17 protein-coding genes are annotated in these 17071 nt (G+C 61.4%); 14 read left to right on the forward strand and 3 right to left on the reverse strand.

Annotation, left to right across the window (positions count from 1 at the left end):
* Positions 1-80: 80 nt before the first annotated feature.
* Positions 81-1322 carry a lipoprotein-releasing ABC transporter permease subunit gene (locus tag J2887_RS09125; RefSeq protein ID WP_227175684.1) on the forward strand — a complete coding sequence of 414 codons (1242 nt, stop codon included), beginning with the start codon at positions 81-83 and terminating at the stop codon, positions 1320-1322.
* A complete protein-coding gene (locus J2887_RS09130) occupies positions 1315-2025 on the forward strand; it encodes an ABC transporter ATP-binding protein (RefSeq protein WP_227175685.1) in 711 nt (236 codons plus the stop codon). Before J2887_RS09125 ends, J2887_RS09130 begins: the two co-directional genes overlap by 8 nt.
* 25 nt (positions 2026-2050) lie before the next feature.
* Here J2887_RS09130 and J2887_RS09135 read toward each other — a convergent pair whose 3' ends face one another.
* Positions 2051-2569: a DUF2062 domain-containing protein gene (locus J2887_RS09135; RefSeq protein WP_227175686.1), complete on the reverse strand. Its 519-nt coding sequence runs from the start codon at positions 2567-2569 to the stop codon at positions 2051-2053.
* A gap of 106 nt (positions 2570-2675) precedes the next feature.
* On the opposite strand from J2887_RS09135, the gene J2887_RS09140 reads away from it, so the two are divergent.
* The 9 genes from J2887_RS09140 (at position 2676) to murB (ending at position 11512) form a co-directional block, all read left to right on the forward strand.
* Positions 2676-5021 (forward strand): DNA internalization-related competence protein ComEC/Rec2, encoded by a 2346-nt coding sequence (locus tag J2887_RS09140; RefSeq protein ID WP_227175687.1) that lies wholly within the window; start codon positions 2676-2678, stop codon positions 5019-5021.
* A gap of 82 nt (positions 5022-5103) precedes the next feature.
* On the forward strand, positions 5104-5730 hold the full coding sequence (locus J2887_RS09145) for a MotA/TolQ/ExbB proton channel family protein (RefSeq protein ID WP_227175688.1): 627 nt from the start codon (positions 5104-5106) through the stop codon (positions 5728-5730).
* A gap of 5 nt (positions 5731-5735) precedes the next feature.
* Positions 5736-6158 (forward strand): ExbD/TolR family protein, encoded by a 423-nt coding sequence (locus tag J2887_RS09150; RefSeq protein ID WP_227175689.1) that lies wholly within the window; start codon positions 5736-5738, stop codon positions 6156-6158.
* Positions 6145-7914, forward strand: coding sequence for a lipid A export permease/ATP-binding protein MsbA (msbA, locus tag J2887_RS09155; RefSeq protein ID WP_227175690.1), 1770 nt, complete (start codon positions 6145-6147; stop codon positions 7912-7914). The genes J2887_RS09150 and msbA overlap by 14 nt, the downstream gene beginning before the upstream one ends.
* Complete coding sequence (gene lpxK, locus J2887_RS09160; RefSeq protein WP_227175691.1) at positions 7911-8936, forward strand: tetraacyldisaccharide 4'-kinase; 1026 nt, start codon at positions 7911-7913, stop codon at positions 8934-8936. Before msbA ends, lpxK begins: the two co-directional genes overlap by 4 nt.
* 16 nt (positions 8937-8952) lie before the next feature.
* Entirely contained in the window at positions 8953-9141 is a 189-nt protein-coding gene (locus J2887_RS09165; protein WP_227175692.1) for a Trm112 family protein, read from the forward strand.
* A 31-nt stretch (positions 9142-9172) separates the two neighbouring features.
* Complete coding sequence (gene kdsB / locus J2887_RS09170; protein WP_227175693.1) at positions 9173-9934, forward strand: 3-deoxy-manno-octulosonate cytidylyltransferase; 762 nt, start codon at positions 9173-9175, stop codon at positions 9932-9934.
* Positions 9935-9986: 52 nt separating this feature from the next.
* Positions 9987-10484: a low molecular weight protein-tyrosine-phosphatase gene (locus tag J2887_RS09175; RefSeq protein WP_227175694.1), complete on the forward strand. Its 498-nt coding sequence runs from the start codon at positions 9987-9989 to the stop codon at positions 10482-10484.
* Positions 10481-11512: a UDP-N-acetylmuramate dehydrogenase gene (gene murB, locus J2887_RS09180; protein ID WP_227175695.1), complete on the forward strand. Its 1032-nt coding sequence runs from the start codon at positions 10481-10483 to the stop codon at positions 11510-11512. The genes J2887_RS09175 and murB overlap by 4 nt, the downstream gene beginning before the upstream one ends.
* 90 nt (positions 11513-11602) lie before the next feature.
* Here the strand turns inward: murB and J2887_RS09185 are convergent, their stop codons facing one another.
* Entirely contained in the window at positions 11603-13339 is a 1737-nt protein-coding gene (locus tag J2887_RS09185) for a proline--tRNA ligase (RefSeq protein WP_227175696.1), read from the reverse strand.
* A 235-nt stretch (positions 13340-13574) separates the two neighbouring features.
* On the opposite strand from J2887_RS09185, the gene J2887_RS09190 reads away from it, so the two are divergent.
* Together J2887_RS09190 and J2887_RS09195 are read left to right on the forward strand one after the other, a co-directional pair.
* On the forward strand, positions 13575-14006 hold the full coding sequence (locus J2887_RS09190) for a PaaI family thioesterase (RefSeq protein ID WP_228752869.1): 432 nt from the start codon (positions 13575-13577) through the stop codon (positions 14004-14006).
* A gap of 10 nt (positions 14007-14016) precedes the next feature.
* Positions 14017-14634: a TetR/AcrR family transcriptional regulator gene (locus J2887_RS09195; protein ID WP_227175698.1), complete on the forward strand. Its 618-nt coding sequence runs from the start codon at positions 14017-14019 to the stop codon at positions 14632-14634.
* Positions 14635-14670: 36 nt separating this feature from the next.
* On the opposite strand, the gene J2887_RS09200 is transcribed toward J2887_RS09195, so the two are convergent.
* The gene (locus J2887_RS09200; RefSeq protein ID WP_227175699.1) at positions 14671-15168 is read right to left on the reverse strand and encodes an Lrp/AsnC family transcriptional regulator; all 498 of its coding nucleotides are present in this window, start codon (positions 15166-15168) and stop codon (positions 14671-14673) included.
* Between the two features lie 204 nt (positions 15169-15372).
* Here J2887_RS09200 and J2887_RS09205 point away from each other — a divergent pair, with 204 nt between their 5' ends.
* Entirely contained in the window at positions 15373-17052 is a 1680-nt protein-coding gene (locus J2887_RS09205) for a 2-isopropylmalate synthase (protein ID WP_227175700.1), read from the forward strand.
* Positions 17053-17071: the final 19 nt, after the last annotated feature.

Genomic DNA, 17071 nt, shown 5'->3' on the forward strand with positions numbered 1-17071 from the left:
ACACAAGTTTAGCAGCTTCCTGCCGGTCTGTGAGCCGTCAGCAGGTTTGGCCCACTGAAGGTTTAGGCAGACTCGCCCCCATGTTCAGACCCCTATCGCTCTATATCGGCTTGCGGTACACCGCCGCCAAGCGCCGTAATCACTTTATCTCGTTCATTTCCATGACTTCCATGATCGGCCTCATGCTGGGGGTGGCTGTCCTCATTATTGTGCTGTCGGTCATGAACGGTTTTGACCGGGAACTGAAGCAGCGCATCCTCGGCATGGTTCCCCACGCCGTCATTCGAGGCGATGGCCCGATTGATGACTGGATGGCAGTCGACCGGCAGGTGACGGATCATCCCCACGTGCTGGCTGCTGCGCCGTTCATCCAGGGGCAGGGCATGGTAACCGGCGGCGGCAACGTTCGCGGCGTCATGCTTAACGGTATCCTGCCGGATCAGGAACGGGAAGTCTCCATTATCGAAAACCACATGAAAGTTGGTGCTCTGGAAGACCTTCACAGTGGTGAGTTCGGCATCATTATCGGCCAGTTGATGGCCAGCAGTCTGCGGCTCCAGGTGGGCGACCGGGTCACGGTTGTGTTGCCGGAAGCCTCGGTGACCCCGGCCGGCGTGTTGCCGCGTCTCAAGCGGTTTACCGTTAAGGGGATATTCAGTGTGGGAGCGGAGCTGGATGCCAGTTACACCCTGATCCACATGGACGATGCCGCCAAGCTGATGCGCACCAATGGTCGGGCAGAAGGCGTACGGCTGCTGGTGGACGATCTGTTCAAGGCGCCGAAAGTGGCCGAGGAGGCTGCCATGCAGCTGAACGGCCGCTACTACATTTCCGATTGGACCCGCACCCACGGCAACCTCTTCCAGGCCATTCGCATGGAGAAAACCATGATCGGCCTGCTGCTTATGTTTATCGTGGCGGTCGCCGCGTTCAATATTGTCTCCACCCTGGTGATGGTGGTGACTGACAAGACCTCGGACATTGCCATTCTGCGGACCATGGGAGCCACCCCCGGCCGGATCATGCGGATCTTCATTGTCCAGGGGGCCGTCATCGGCATGGTGGGTACCCTTGTCGGTACTACTCTGGGTGTATTGGGCGCCTGGAACATCAGCGCCTTCATCAGTTGGCTGGAAGGGGTGCTGGGGCACCAGTTCCTGAATGCCAATGTCTATTTCATCAGCTACCTGCCGTCCCAGCTGCAGTGGTCTGACGTATTTGTTATCAGTGGCTGCGGGCTTGCCATGAGCCTGCTGGCAACCATCTATCCGGCATGGCGGGCGTCCCGTGTCGATCCTGCGGAGGCGCTGCGCTATGAGTAATTCGGCCAACGGAAACGGTTCGGCACCGGTCATTTACTGTGAGAAGATTACCCGCACCTACAGTGAGGGACCGACCGAGCTGACCATCTTCTCGGACATCTCGCTCACCGTCGATGCCGGCGAAACCGTCGCCATTGTTGGCAGCAGCGGGGCCGGCAAAACGACCCTGCTGAACCTGCTTGGTGGCCTGGACCGGCCATCTTCCGGGCACATCGCCATTTGTGGTGAGGAGATTCATCGCATGGGGGAAGCGGCCAGGGCCCGTTTCCGCAACCACCATCTGGGGTTTGTCTACCAGTTCCATCACCTGTTGCCGGAGTTCAGTGCCCGCGAAAACGTCATGCTGCCGTGTACCCTCGGCGGGCTGTCGGTAAAGCAGGCGGCCGCCAAGGCGGATGCATTGCTGGAACGGGTGGGCCTGAAGGAGCGGTTGGGGCACAAGCCCGGGGAGCTGTCTGGCGGTGAGCGTCAGCGCGTTGCCATCGCGCGGGCGCTGGTCAACGAGCCAAACTGTGTACTGATGGACGAGCCTACCGGTAACCTGGATGAGCAGACCGCCGGCGGCGTGCGGGAGCTGATCGAATCTCTGCGGGACCAGTTGGGAATTGCCTTTGTGATGGTCACCCACGACATGGGCATGGCGCGGAGTCTGGGGCGGGTCCTGCGGTTGGAGCAGGGTCGCCTGCATCCGGAGGCTGGCTAGGACGCGCCCGCCTTTGGCGCTGGCGTCAGCTGCTGCGTTCGAGTTGCCGCTGGCGCCAGCTGATCCGTACCCGGCGCCGCCACAGGTACTGGATCGCGAGATAGCACAACACGCTGGAAACGGTGGCGACAACCACGGAGCCGAAATACAGCGGAATGCCAATGTCGACCAGGCGCTCGCTGAGCCAGTCGATGGACAGCTGGAACTCGAAATCCAGCACCGGCCGGTCCAGTAACCAGGCCCCCACCTTGTAGTTGAAGTAGAACATGGGCGGCATGGTCAAGGGGTTGCTGATCCACACCAGGGCCACCGACAACGGCAGATTGGCATTCATCCAGATGGCACAGAAGGCAGCGGCCACCATCTGCAGCGGCATCGGAATACAGCACAGGAAAACCCCGACCAGCACTGCCCGGGCGACGCCGTGGCGATTGATGTGCCAGAGGTTGGGTTCATGCAGAATGTCACCCATGAAGTGCAACGCCTTGATAGACCGGATCTTGTCCGGCGTGGGCAGGTGGCGTTTCATGAACTTCTTGGGCATTGGGACGTTCTGCCTGTTGCTGTTTAGAGGCTGATGGAGTCCGGGGCCTGTGGCTGACCGGGCCTTTCAACGTCTGTTACGGACAAGGATTGTCCGGGGAGTCATTGTGCGGGCAGGGATTACCGCTTTTTCATGCGGCGTTATCTTACTGTATAGCGTCGGAACCATTCCAGCGCTTCCATGGCTTGTAAGTGGAATTGCGGTTGTCTGGGGCGTGGCCTGGTTCACATCCCGGGCGCTGATTGCCCGAATCGGGGTGCTGGCCGGCTGGTTGCTGTTGGGGTTGGCCTGGTCCGGTGGCTGGTCCCAGGAGCGTCTGGCGACGGTCCTGCCGGCTGCGCTGGAAGGGCGAGAGCTCACCGTTCTTGGCCATCTCTGCGAGCTACCTGCGCCTGGCAGCTACCACAGCGTACGCTTCAGCCTTTGTGTTCAGCAATGGGGGGCGTCGGTTTCCCCGAAACCTGAGGTGTTACCCAGCCGTCTGCGTCTGGCCTGGTATGGCGACAACGCCACGCTGAGTCTTCCTCACCAACTGCAACTGACGGTCGTACTCAAGCAGCCCCATGGTTCGCTCAATCCGGCCGGGTTTCGCTATCAGTCCTGGTTGTTCCGGCACGGTTATGGCGCAACCGGCACCGTGCGTTCGGTTGCCGCGGCGCCACAGCTCGAGTGCGATCTGAAGTGTCGATTCCACCGCTGGCGTGGCGGCATCGCCCGTGCCCTTGGGGCCGCGCTTGAGCCGGGCGACTATCGACGCCTGGCCAAGGCATTGCTGCTGGGGGATCGGGGTGAGCTGACTCCGGCGGACTGGCAGGTGCTGGAAGCCACCGGCACCATTCACCTGATGGCGATCTCCGGTCTGCATCTGGGCCTGATCGCGGCCGTCGTCGGCCTGCTGGTGCGCTGGTTGCTGCTGGCGCTGCCGCTGCACTGGCTGTCTCCCCGGCAACACCGGCTGCTGGTTGCCGCCTCAGTGGCTTCTGCCAGTCTGGCCTACAGCCTGCTGGCGGGGTTCACCGTACCGACCCGGCGGGCTCTGATCATGGTGCTGGTCGGCTGCTGGTTTCTGGTGCGGGTGCGGCAGACCGGGCTCTGGCTGGCCTGGGTGATCGCCCTGGGGCTGGTGTTGCTGCAGGACCCGTTCTCGCCGCTGGATCGCGGCTTCTGGTTATCCTTTTCGGCCGTAGCGGTGCTGATTCTGGTGTTTGCCCGACGGCAGCGTCCACCCGGGGTGCTGACCGCTTTGGTGCTGGCGCAGGTGGCGGTGTTTTTTATGTTGTGGCCGGTGCTGCTGTGGCTGGGGGAATCGCCGTCGCTGGTCGGCATGGCGGCCAACCTGTTGGCGATTCCCTGGCTGTCTTTGGTGGTGATGCCGGCGTTGTTGTTCTTGGGGCTGGTACTTTGGCTGTTTCCGGTGTCCTCAAGTTGGGCGGTGGCAGGCATTGATGCGGTATTGATGCCGCTCTGGTTGACGCTGGAGAGCATGGCCGCCTGGCCTGTTCCGGAGCTGCCGGAGGTCGGCTGGCCAGGGGCGTTGGGCCTGGCGTCAGTGGTGTTTGTCTGCCTGCTGCTGCCGGTAGGCCGGTTGCGGCTCGTTGGTGGCCTGATCATCGTGGTGTCGGTTGCGGCCGGGGCATGGCCTGGCCCTTCCCACAACCGCGCGGTGGCAACGCCTGAAGTGTGGATCTGGGATGTCGGGCAGGGCTTGTCGGTGCTGGTACGGCACCAGGATCAGGCGCTGTTGTACGACACCGGGCCGGCGACCCCGTCAGGGCTGTCAGCGGTCGATAGTGTGGTGCTGCCCAGTCTGCGCCGGTTGGGTGTTGCTCGATTGGATCGGTTGCTGCTCAGTCATGGTGACAGCGATCACGCCGGCGGGCTGCCTCAGTTGTTTGCGGGCATTGAGGTTGCTTCGGTTTACAGTGGCGAGCCGGCCCGGGTTGCCCGCCGCTTGCCCCCAGCGGCGCCGGCGGTACAGCGCTGTGAGGTGGGTCAGGTGTGGCAGGTCGGCGAGCTGGAAGTCGCATTCTGGCGGGCGCCGGGTGAGGTGGCGGGAAACGATGCATCCTGTGTGGCGACAGTGTCCTGGCAGAGGCAGCAAGTGGTGTTGCCGGGCGACATCACCACAGAGGTTGAGGCTCGTTGGCTGGCAGAAGGTGGTCCGGCGCCGGCCCGGTGGCGCGCGGTGGTGGCTCCTCACCACGGCAGTCGCACGTCTTCCGGCCCGGAATGGGTGAGCGCGCTGGCGCCGGAGCTGTTGGTGTTCAGTGCGGGTTATCGCCACCGCTTTGGCCATCCACATCCTCTGGTTGAGACCCGCTACCGGGAGGCGGGCAGCCGGGTGCTCAATACGGCCCATCACGGCGCCATCACCATACGCTTCTCAGCGTTCGGCCCGACGGTGGAATTCCAGCGGGCAGACGCGCCGTTCTGGCTGCGTCAGCAACTGTAAAATACCGTGACATTCCCGCTGTAGCCCACCTCCCCAGCTATGCTAAAGTAGCGCGGCTTGCAAACAATCAGGGAGATCAAGCGTGTTCGAGCTGTTAAAAGCCGGTGGCATCCTGATGGTGCCGATCGTTGCCTGTTCCATTCTGGCGCTGGCCATCATTCTGGAACGTTTCTGGACGTTGCGGGAGTCGCGCATCGCACCGGAGCACACCATCAACGAACTCTGGCGTTGGATCAAGAAGAAAGAGCTGAATAGCAAAAAGCTCAAGGTCCTGCAGGGATCGTCACCCCTTGGTCGCATCCTTGCGGGCGGCCTGATGAACGCCAAACATGGTCGCGAGATCATGAAGGAAAGCATCGAACACGAAGCCAGCCAGGTGATCCATGAGCTGGAGCGCTTCCTCAACCCACTGGGAACCGTCGCCACCATCACGCCGCTACTGGGTCTGCTGGGAACGGTCATCGGGATGATCAAGGTGTTCGCCGAAATCCAGGTTGCCGGTGTCGGCAATGCCGGCAATCTCGCCGGAGGTATCTCCGAAGCGCTGATCACCACCGCTGCCGGTCTCAGCGTCGCCATTCCCGCGCTGATCTGTCACCGCTACTTTATCCGCCGCGTGGACGCGCTGGTGGTCAATATGGAGCAGGAGGCGATCAAGCTGGTGGAAGTGGTCCACGGTGATCGCGAAATCGACGTCGAAGGAGCCTGAGCGTCGTGAAATTCCAACGTCAGCGCAGCCAGGAAGTCGGGGTCGACCTTACACCGTTGATCGACGTGGTGTTCCTGCTGCTGATCTTCTTCATGGTGTCCACCACCTTTACCCGGGAAAGTCACCTCAAGGTGGAGTTGCCTGAGGCCAACGGTGTAAAGGCGGAATCGGCTGTTGAACAGATTGATGTGGTGATCAATGCCCAGGGGCAATACACCCTGAACGATCGCGCCCTGGTCAACAACCGCCTGGAGACTCTGGAGCGTGCCGTGCGGGAACTGGCAGCCGGCGACAGCAGTCTGCCGTTCGTCATCACCGCGGATGCCAACACCGCCCACCAGTTCGTGGTGCGGGCGATGGATGTCGCGGGCCGTCTCGGCTTTGCCAAACTGAGCATTACCACCGAGCAGAGCAGTGAAGACAACTGATCCGGCGGAGACGTCGCAACCGGAATCGAACTGGCAGACCTACAAGCGGCTGCTGGCGTATGTCAAACCATTCTGGCTGGCATTCTCCATGGCCGTTATTGGTAACGTCATCTACGCGGCCGCCTCTACCGGGATGGCGGCCGCGATGGAATACGTCATCGAGGCCATTGAAAATCCCACCGACCAGAACCGTGTTCTGTTGACCCTGCTGATCGTGGGGGTCTTTGCGTTCCGTGGTCTGGGCACCTTCATGAGTCAGTACTTCATCAGCTATGTGGGGCGGAACGTGATTCACGCCCTGCGTATTGAACTGTTTGATCGTCTGCTGACCCTGCCATCCCGGTATTTCGACGACAACGCCTCCGGGCGCCTGGTGTCGAAGCTGACCTTCAATGTGGAGCAGGTGGCCGAGGCTACCACCAACGCGGTGACCATCACTCTGAGGGAAGGGCTGACCATTGTCGGGCTGCTGGGCTTCATGTTGTACACCAACTGGAAGCTGACCGCGGTGTTCCTGGTTGTCGGCCCGCTCATCGGCGCGGTGGTCAGCTACGCCAGTAAGCGGTTTCGTCGTCTCAGCCAGCGTATCCAGGGTTCGATGGGGGACATTACCCATGTCGCCTCAGAAAGCATCTCCGGGTACCGGGTCGTGCGCACCTTTGGCGGTGAGGATTACGAACGGGACCGGTTTCATCAGGTCAGTCGCCATAACCTGACCCAGAGCCTGAAAATGGCCTCCACCCAGGCCATCAGTGTGCCGGTAATCCAGGTACTGGTTGCCATCGCCATTGCCACCCTGGTGTGGCTGATGCTGGCGCCTGAGATTCGTGGCGCCATGAGCACCGGAGAGCTTATTGCCTTTATCACCGCGGCCACCACCATGGCCAAACCCATTCGGCAGGTGACGTCTGTGCACGCCAAGATCCAGAAAGGGGTGGCGGCGGCGCTGGATGTGTTCAGCACCATGGACGAAGAGACCGAGCGTGACCGGGGCACATTCGTGCCGGAGCGGGTAAAGGGTGACATCCGCTTTGATGGTGTCTGTTTCCGGTATCGCGATCAGCTTGATAACGTCCTGGAGCAGATCTCCCTGAGTATTCCGGCCGGCCAGAGTGTCGCGCTGGTGGGGCGCTCCGGCAGCGGCAAGTCCACACTGGTAAGCCTGTTGCCCCGGTTCTACGACTACCACGACGGCGATATTCTGATTGATGGCCATTCGCTGATGGATTTCCGCCTGGATGCGCTGCGGGCCCAGATCGCGCTGGTCACCCAGAATGTCGTGTTGTTCAACGACACCATTGCGGCCAACATTGCCTATGGCTCCCTCAAGGACTGCAGTCGAGAAGCGATTCGGGAGGCGGCTGCCAAGGCCCACGCCCTGGAATTCATCGACCGCATGCCGGATGGCCTGGACACGGTGATCGGTGACAATGGCGTGATGCTGTCCGGTGGTCAGCGTCAGCGACTGGCGATTGCCCGGGCCTTGCTCAAGGACGCACCGATCCTGATTCTGGACGAGGCCACCTCGGCCCTGGATACCGAATCCGAACGCCATATTCAGGAAGCTCTGGAAACCGTCATGCAGGGCCGGACCACTTTGGTCATCGCCCACCGCCTGTCAACCATCGAGAAGGCTGACCGGATACTGGTGATGGAGGCCGGACAGATCGTGGAATCCGGGGCACACGATGAGCTGCTGGCCGCCGGCGGTGCCTATGCCCAGTTGCATCAGAAACAGTTCAGCGAGGTGGAATGACGGCCCCCGTTGAGCGGCTGTGGTATGGCCAGGGCCGCCCGCTCTGGCCGCTGTGGCCGCTGGCCTGGCTCTATCGCTCCATTGCCCGTCGGCGGCGTCTGAACGCCCGGGGTGAGGGGGCCAATCCCTCCCTGTCGCAGCCGGTGATCGTGGTTGGCAACATCACGGCCGGCGGTACCGGCAAGTCGCCGTTGACGGCGTGGCTGGTGGCGTTCCTTCGTGATCAGGGCTGGTCCCCGGTGATCCTTACCCGCGGCTACGGCGGACGCAGCAAACACCATCCGCTGACGGTTCAGCCTGACAGTGATGTCCAGCTGGTGGGTGATGAGCCGTTGATGCTGGCGCAGCAGTGCGGTTGCCCGGTGGTGGTCGATCCCAAACGGTGCCGTGGCGGGCAATGGGCCATTGATCAGAAGCTCGGCGATATTCTGGTGTGTGACGACGGCCTGCAGCATTACGCCTTGCCCAGGGATCTGGAACTGGCGGTGTTCGATGGTGAGCGGGGTATGGGCAACGGTGCGCCGATTCCGGTCGGGCCGCTGCGGGAGCCGCCGGAGCGGCTGGCCACGGTGGATGCCGTGGTGACCAATGGCCATGCGCCCCTGCAGCTGGACCACCCCCATCAGTACTGCATGACCCTGGCGCCAACCCGGGTGCGTCATCTCCATTCCGGCCAGTGTCACGACGTCGCCTGGCTGGCGGGTAAACGGGTGCGCGCCGTCGCCGGCATTGGCAATCCCGAGCGCTTTTTCAACACCCTTCGCCATCTGGGCGCAAAGGTACGTGGCCAGCCATTTGGCGACCATCACCATTTTCACGCCGGGGATCTGGCGGTTGAGCCGGGCGAGGCTTTGCTGATGACCGCCAAGGACGCCGTCAAGTGCCGCCAGCTGGCGCCGGAGGAAAGCTGGGTGCTGGATGTCGAGGCCCAGTTGCCGGAGGCCTTCGGCGAGTTTCTGCTTCAACGGCTGGCAGGGTTGCAGGCTTGCACCTCTGGCACCAGAATTAACCCTTCCGATTAACCTGTGAGACATCAAGATGGACAAGAAACTGCTGGCGATGTTGGCCTGCCCGGTTTGTAAAGGCGACCTCAAGCTCGACTCCGACAAGCAGGAGCTGATCTGTTACAACGACGCTATGGCCTTTCCCATCCGTGAAGGCATCCCGGTGATGCTGGCGGTGGAGGCTCGTACCCTGACCACCGACGAGCGCCTTCACAAGGCCTGATTACCTGATCCACCACCGCGACGAATAAATCATGTCCTTTACTGTTGTCATTCCTGCCCGCTATGCCTCCACCCGCCTGCCGGGAAAACCGCTGGCGGATATTGCCGGCAAACCGATGATCCGTCACGTCCATGAGCGCGCCTGCGAAAGTGCTGCCGACCGGGTCGTGGTGGCGACTGACGATGATCGCATCCGTCAGGCCTGTGAGGCGTTTGGGGCCGAGGTGGTGATGACCTCCCCGGACCACGCCAGTGGTACCGATCGCCTGGCAGAAGTGGTGGCGACGCTGGGGCTGTCGCGGGAGCACCGGGTGGTGAATGTTCAGGGCGACGAGCCGCTGATTCCCGCCGCCCTGATTGATCAGGTCGCCGCTAATCTCGATGCCCATCCCGAGGCTACCATTGCGACCCTGTGCGAACCGATTGATGACGTCGCCAGTGTCTTCAATCCCAATGTGGTCAAAGTGGTGTTCGACCAAGTGGGCATGGCGGGCTATTTCAGTCGGGCGCCGATTCCCTGGGCCCGGGATCTTTGGGCGGCGGGGCAGGCGGGTGAGGCATTGCCCACAACCACCCGCTATTTCCGCCACATCGGCATCTATGGTTACCGGGTAGGGCTGTTGCAGGACTTTGTTACCTGGCCGCCGGCGCCAGCCGAGCAGACCGAGTCGCTGGAACAGCTGCGGGCACTGCACCATGGTTCCCGCATTCATGTCGAGGAGGCCGTGGAGCCACCGCCGGCGGGTGTTGATACCGAGGCGGATCTGGATCGCCTGCGGCGACAGATGGCGTGACGAACGACATCCGCCGTCAGCAACCAACAGGATAGGGAGCAGCAGAATCGTTATGGCAGCCAACCAGGAAGAAAACAGGGTATCGGTGTTGTTTGTGTGTCTGGGCAACATCTGCCGTTCGCCCACCGCTGAAGGCCTGTTTCGTGCCTGTGTGCAAAGGGCGGGGCTGGAGGACCGGATTGAAATCGACTCCTGTGGTACCGGCGGGTGGCACGTGGGTAAATCGCCGGATGAGCGTGCGACGGCTGCCGCGGCCCGCCGCGGCATCGATCTGACGCCCTTACGGGCCCGCCAGTTTAACGCCGGCGATCTCGATCGGTTCGATTTCATCCTGACCATGGATCGCCAGAATCTCGCGGACATCAAGGACTTCTGGCGCCAGAACGGTGGCACCGAGCCGGCGCTGTTTCTCGACTACGCGCCTGAAGCCTCCGTTCGCGAGGTGCCCGATCCCTACTACGGCGGTGACCAGGGGTTTGAACACGTTCTGGATCTCATTGAGGCGGCAAGCGACGGCTTGTTGGCGACGATCCGGGAGCAGCTCCGGTGAGCCTTTCGCCGGTGATCGAAGAACACGTCGAGTTATCTGCCTACAACACCCTGAAGGTGTCTGCTCGAGCACATCATTACACTGAGGCGGCCAGCGTTGACGAGCTACGGGTGGCCCTTGGCTGGGCGCATAACCAGGGGCTGGATACGCTGGTGCTGGGTGGTGGCAGCAATCTGGTGATTGCCGGTGATGTGTCCGCCCTGGTCATTCGGATGACCATTCGCGAGCGCAGCTGGTGTGATGTGGCGGGTGATGAGGCAACCCTGGTATTGGGCGCCGGAGAGAACTGGCACGAAGCGGTGCTGTACGCCGCCGCTGCCGGCTATCGGGGCATTGAGAATCTGGCGCTGATTCCCGGCACGGCCGGGGCCGCGCCCGTTCAGAACATCGGTGCCTACGGCGTTGAGCTGGCAGATACGCTGGTATCTCTTGCGGCGCTGGATACCCGCACGGAGGAAGTGGTTGAGCTGCAAGCCAGCGATTGCCGCTTCGGTTATCGGGACAGCCTGTTCAAGCAGCAGCCCGGTCGTTATATCATTCTGGAGATTCGTCTGCGGCTTGGTCGCAGTTATCCCTTCTCGTTGGCCTATGGTGAGCTGGCAAACTACTTCCCCGACCAGCCCGGGTCTGAGCCGTTGACACCCCTGGCGGTGGCCCATGGTGTCGAAGCCATTCGCCGTCGCAAGTTGCCTGATCCGTCGCAGCTTCCGAATGCTGGCAGTTTTTTCAAGAACCCCGTGGTTGATCGTGATACCTGGCAGCGCCTGCGGGCGTCTCATCCGCAGTTGGTTGCCTACCCGGCTGGTGATTCGATGAAGCTGGCCGCCGGCTGGCTGATTGATCAGTGCGGCTGGAAAGGGTACCGCAACACCCACGTGGGCGTGCACAATCACCAGGCTCTGGTGCTGGTCAATCATGGCGGCGGTTCCGGGCGTGATGTGCTGGAGCTGGCGGAAAGAATCCGCAGCGATGTGCGGGAGACATTTGGCGTCGATCTGGAAGTGGAGCCGAGGATCGTCTCGGCTTAAGACTCGCGGTGGGTCAGGCTGGTGCGGCCCGCCCGTGACGATGCGATGACTGGAGCAGCCCCCGACTATGCGGGGGCTGCGGTTTTGCGGTCAGTGGCTGTTGCGGGGCGCGGCGTTGGCAAGGAACGGCAGCGCCTCTTCCAGGTTCAGGTCCTGCTTGTCGGCATCGCGACGGCCCTTGTACTCCAACGTGCCGGCGGCGAGGCCGCGGTCGGAGACCACAAACCGGTGCGGGATGCCGGTCAGTTCCATGTCCGCGAACTTCACGCCCGGGCGTTCGTTGCGGTCGTCCAGCAGGACGTCGTAGCCGGCCTGGCGCAGCTGGTCATACAGCGTCTCTGCCGCTTCCATAACGGCGGGGGATTTGTGGGCGTTTAGGGTCACGATGGCCACCTCGAACGGCGCAATCGCTTCCGGCCAGATGATGCCGCGATCGTCGTGATTCTGCTCAATGGCGGCAGCCACGATCCGTGACACGCCAATGCCGTAGCAGCCCATTTCCAGCACCGCTTTCTTGCCATTCTCGTCCAGTACGGTGGCGTCCATCGCCTGGCTGTATTTGTTACCCAGCTTGAAGATGTGGCCGACCTCAATGCCGCGACGGATCTCCAGGGTGCCCTGGCCGTCAGGGCTGGGGTCGCCTTCTTCAACGTTGCGCAGATCTTCGACGCGGGGCAGTGGCAGATCGCGTTCCCAGTTAACGCCAGTCAGGTGGAATCCCTCACGGTTGGCGCCACAGACGAAATCCGCCAGATGGGCCGCGCTGCGATCAACAATCACGGGCAGATCCAGTTTGACCGGACCGATGGAGCCGGCCTTGCAACCAACCGCCTGCTCAATCTCTTCGTCACTGGCCATGGTCAGCGGAGACGCTACCCCGGGCAGGTTCTCGGCCTTGATCTCGTTGAGGGTGTGGTCGCCGCGCAGGACCAGGGCCACCAGGCCGCCGTCTTCACCTTCCTCTGTGGCTTCGGCCTTGACGATCAGCGTCTTGACGGTCTGGCTGGGCGCCAGGCTGAGGAACTGGGCCACGGCATCGATGGTGCGTTGCTCCGGGGTGGCCACTTCGGCCATCTCCGCGCCGGGAGCGGGTCGATCGCCAGTTGGGGCAACCGCTTCGGCCTTCTCGATATTGGCGGCGTAGTTGCTGCCGGTTGAGAATACGATGTCATCCTCACCAGAGGAGGCCAGCACGTGGAACTCGTGGGACGAGCTGCCGCCAATGGAACCGGAATCGGCCTGCACCGGGCGGTAATCCAGGCCCAGGCGATCAAAGATGGCGCAGTAGGTGCGGTGCATGACCTGGTAGGTCTCATCCAGCGACTCGGGTGTGATGTGGAAGGAGTAGGCATCCTTCATCAGGAACTCGCGGGCCCGCATCACGCCGAAACGGGGGCGGCGCTCATCACGGAACTTGGTCTGGATCTGATAGAAGTTCGCCGGCAGTTCCTTGTAGCTTTTCAGCTCATTGCGGACCAGATCGGTGATGACTTCTTCGTGGGTCGGACCAAAGCAGAAATCCCGGCCATGACGATCGTTGAGGCGCAGCAGTTCGCCACCGTATTGCTCCCAGCGGCCGGATTCCTGCCACAGTTCGGCCGGCTGTACCGCTGGCATCAACACTTCCTGGGCGCCACTGCGGTCCATTTCTTCCCGTACAATCCGCTCGACCTTGCGCAGCACGCGCAGCCCCATTGGCAGCCAGGTATACAGGCCCGCGGCCAGTTTGCGGGTCAGGCCGGCCCGTAGCATCAACTGGTGGCTGATAATCTCAGCGTCTGCGGGGGTTTCTTTGAGGGTGGCAATCAGGTAACGGCTTGCTCGCATCGTGTCTTCCGTATGCTTTGTGTTCGGGAAATGTCACCGGGTACCGGTGGAGCCGGTTTGCTTCAGCAGGGCAGCGTGTTGCCAACCCGGGTTGAAGCTATTCGACCAATGGCTAAGAGCCTTGGCAGACGGGGCCTCCAAACCGGTTACTGGTTCCTTTATTTGTCGATTCGTGGGGGGTATTGTACGGAGCCTGCGGGATAAGGTACAGACGACAGGAGTAGTGCCTATGGGATTGTCTGCGAACGAGGTTGAGTGCCTGATTCGTGAAGGTGTGCCAATGGCGGACGACATTGGTTTCAAGGTCGATGAAGTGAGAGATCATTTCGCGCGGACCCGGATTACCTTTACAGATCGTTTTGTACGGCCCGGTGGTACTATCTCGGGTCCTGTCCAGATGGCCCTGGCGGATGCGTCCATGTACGCGGCGGTTTTGGCCTCGTTGGGCAAGGTGGAAATGGCAGTGACCAGTAATCTGTCCATTAACTTCCTGCAAAAGCCCGCGCCCGGAGACTTGAGGGCTGAAGCAGTGGTTCTTCGCTTGGGACGACGTCTCGCTTTCTGCGAAGTTCGACTATTCTCAGGAGGAGGAGACGAAGAAAACAGCGAGGAGCAGCTGGTGGCCCACGTGACTGGCAGTTACGCACTGCCCGCCAAACGTGACTGACAGGTTGAGCATGACCGACGACAATATTGATGTAACACCCCGACGCAAACCCGTTCAGGCCCGGAGCCGCGAGCGGGTCAACAGTATTCTTAAACACGCCGCCGAAATTTTTACCGAAGTCGGGGTCGACAGCACCAGCATGTCGGCGATAGCCCGTCGTTCGGACATGTCCCTGGCGTCGCTGTACCGTTACTTTCCCAACAAGGCCGCGATCGTAAAGGCGATTGCCGAAACTCACGTCGAGAAGATGGAAGACGTGATGCGGGCGCGGCTGGCGGACACCGACATCTACGAAGTCATCGACGTGCTGGTGGACTTCTACTACGACTTCTACCGCAATGAGCCTGGCTATGCCGCCATCTGGAGTGGGGTTGAGGCCATGCCGGAGCTGCGGGAGCTGGATTTCCAGGAGCTTTACCACAACGCCCGCGATGTTGATGCCCGGCTCAAGCAGGTGTTTCCCCATCTTTCGGATACCCGCCGCTGGAATGCCAGTCTGTTGCTGCCCCGGTCCACGGGCTCCATGCTGCGACTGGCAGTCACTTTGCCGGAAACAGAGGCAACTCAGCTGGTTGCCGAGATCAAACGGATGGCCAGGGCATACCTCAAGGAACTGGCGACCGCCTGAGACGGAAGCGCCGAAGCCCCGGGCTGTCCGGGGTTTTCAGGTGGTGCCCAGATACCCCAGGGGTAGGGCGGTGCTGTCCAGCACCCGCCTCAATACGAAGCTGGAGTGGACACCGCTCACACCCTGAATCCGGGTAATCTGATTCAGCAGAAAGTGGTGGTAGTGGTCCATGTCCGGTACCACCACCTTGAGCATGTAGTCGGCATCCTGGCCGGTGATCAGATAACACTCCTGCACCTCGGGGTACCCGATAACCTTCTCTTCAAATGCCGCAAAGCGTTCCGGGGTGTGGCGATCCATACTGATCAGGATGATGGCGGTCAGCGTCAGCCCCAGCTTCTTGTGATCCAGCACCGTCACCCGCCGCAGTATGATACCGGCGTCTTCCAGCGCCTTGACCCGTCGCAGGCAGGGCGACGGTGACAGTCCCACCTGTTCGGCCAGCTGCTGGTTGTTGAGGGTGCCGTTCTGCTGCAGGGCTTCGAGAATGCGGCGGTCGGTGCGGTCAATCTTGACCAGATTCTTTGTATTCATGAGCAATTTTATTCTATCAAGATGCCATTGGCTGGAATATTGTTGCTACATCCTTGGCTAACTGCTGCCAAATAGCAAGCATCTGCCTGCCGCATTGACGTAACATGGTTCTCCTCATGGGAGATCCCCATCCGTCATGGTGTGCGGACTGCTTACCCGGGACCGCGCCCAACGACCGTATAACTGATACAAGGAATCATCGTCATGGCTTTTGATCATCGCAAATACTCAGCGTTTCCGGTTATTCGCAAGACTGACCGCCGCTGGCCGGACCAGGTTATTGAGAAATCGCCGCAATGGTGTGCGGTTGACCTGCGGGACGGCAATCAGGCGCTGGTCAAGCCCATGTCGGTGGCTCAGAAGCAGCGCCTGTTTGATTTGCTGGTCAAGCTCGGATTCAAGCACATTGAAATCGGCTTTCCCGCGGCCAGCCAGCCAGACTTCGATTTTTGCCGCAAGCTGATTGAGGAAGAGCGGATTCCGGAGGATGTGACGGTTCAGGTGCTGACCCAGGCCAGGGCGGAACTCATCGAGCGTACCTACGAGGCCCTCGAGGGCGCCAAGCGGGCGATTGTTCATGTCTACAACTCCACCTCCACTGTACAACGGGAGCAGGTGTTCGGCATGGACCGGGACGGCATCCGTGATATTGCTGTCAACGGTGCTCGTCTGGTGAAAGCGGGTGCGGAGCGGTATCCCGACACCGAGTGGACCTTCCAGTACTCCCCGGAGAGCTTCACTGGCACGGAGCTCGATTTCGCAGTCGAAGTTGTCGATGCAGTTAACGATATCTGGCGTCCGGATCAGGGCCAGCCGGTCATCATCAATTTGCCGGCCACCGTTGAGATGGCGACCCCCAACGTCTTCGCCGACCAGATCGAATGGATGTGTGACAACCTGCGCTATCGTGAGCACATCAGCATCAGCGTTCATACCCACAATGACCGCGGCTGCGGTGTGGCGGCAGCGGAGTTGGCGGTGATGGCAGGCGCTGACCGGGTTGAGGGAACCCTGATGGGCAATGGCGAGCGTACCGGCAACATGGACCTGGTGACCATGGCCATGAACCTGTACTCCCAGGGGATTGACCCTGAGGTGGATCTGTCCTGTATGTCGGAGATCACCGACGTGGTGGAGGCCTGCACCGAGATTGCCACTCACCCCCGCCACCCATACGCCGGCGAGCTGGTGTTTACGGCCTTCTCTGGCAGTCATCAGGACGCGATTCGCAAGTGTCTGGCCCGCCGCAGCGACAGTGATCCCTGGAATGTGGCGTACCTGCCCATTGATCCCAGCGATCTGGGGCGGCGTTATGAGGAAGTGGTGCGGATCAACAGCCAATCCGGCAAGGGTGGTGTGGCGTACGTGCTTGAGCGGGACTATGACATCACGCTGCCGCGCTGGTTGCAGATTGAATTCAGCAAGCTGGTGCAGCGGGAGGCCGAGGTGAACGGCGGTGAAATCGATTCTGACACCATTCACCGGTTGTTCAACGAGCACTACCTGCAGGTCGCGGACCGCTGGCGCCTGCAGTCCTACGATCTGCATCGAGGAGATGACGGCGTTCAGGCCCGTGTTGAGCTGGGGCAGGGCGATACGCTCCAGGGCCATGGTCTGGGCGCTGTGGAAGCCGTGGCTGCCGCCATCCGTCAGCACTATGGCGTTGAAATTGCCGTGGAGGCCTACGACGAGTTCGCGCTGAGTGAAGGCACCAGTGCCAACGCCATGGCCTGTATCCGGGTGTTGGCGGATGGTGAGCATCGCAGCGCAGCGGCGCTGGCAGAAGACACCACCTCGGCGACAATTCAGGCATTGCTGTCGGCGGTTTCCGGCCTTTTGGCCCAGGCAGCGGCGCGGCAGGAGGGTGAGGCGGTGGAAGCCTGAGACAAGGCCTTCTCCGACA

It is taken from the genome of Marinobacter sp. CA1 (assembly GCF_020546665.1).
Taxonomy (GTDB): Bacteria; Pseudomonadota; Gammaproteobacteria; order Pseudomonadales; family Oleiphilaceae; genus Marinobacter; species Marinobacter xestospongiae.

Excerpts from the sequence above, each read along its gene's own strand:
- J2887_RS09130 (WP_227175685.1), top strand. The coding sequence starts at position 1,315 with ATGAGTAATTCGGCCAACGGAAACGGTTCGGCACCGGTCATTTACTGT.
- J2887_RS09175 (WP_227175694.1), top strand. The coding sequence starts at position 9,987 with ATGGCAGCCAACCAGGAAGAAAACAGGGTATCGGTGTTGTTTGTGTGT.
- J2887_RS09135 (WP_227175686.1), bottom strand. The coding sequence starts at position 2,569 with ATGCCCAAGAAGTTCATGAAACGCCACCTGCCCACGCCGGACAAGATC.
- J2887_RS09125 (WP_227175684.1), top strand. The coding sequence starts at position 81 with ATGTTCAGACCCCTATCGCTCTATATCGGCTTGCGGTACACCGCCGCC.
- kdsB (WP_227175693.1), top strand. The coding sequence starts at position 9,173 with ATGTCCTTTACTGTTGTCATTCCTGCCCGCTATGCCTCCACCCGCCTG.
- lpxK (WP_227175691.1), top strand. The coding sequence starts at position 7,911 with ATGACGGCCCCCGTTGAGCGGCTGTGGTATGGCCAGGGCCGCCCGCTC.
- J2887_RS09195 (WP_227175698.1), top strand. The coding sequence starts at position 14,017 with ATGACCGACGACAATATTGATGTAACACCCCGACGCAAACCCGTTCAG.
- J2887_RS09205 (WP_227175700.1), top strand. The coding sequence starts at position 15,373 with ATGGCTTTTGATCATCGCAAATACTCAGCGTTTCCGGTTATTCGCAAG.
- J2887_RS09200 (WP_227175699.1), bottom strand. The coding sequence starts at position 15,168 with ATGAATACAAAGAATCTGGTCAAGATTGACCGCACCGACCGCCGCATT.
- J2887_RS09185 (WP_227175696.1), bottom strand. The coding sequence starts at position 13,339 with ATGCGAGCAAGCCGTTACCTGATTGCCACCCTCAAAGAAACCCCCGCA.
- J2887_RS09165 (WP_227175692.1), top strand. The coding sequence starts at position 8,953 with ATGGACAAGAAACTGCTGGCGATGTTGGCCTGCCCGGTTTGTAAAGGC.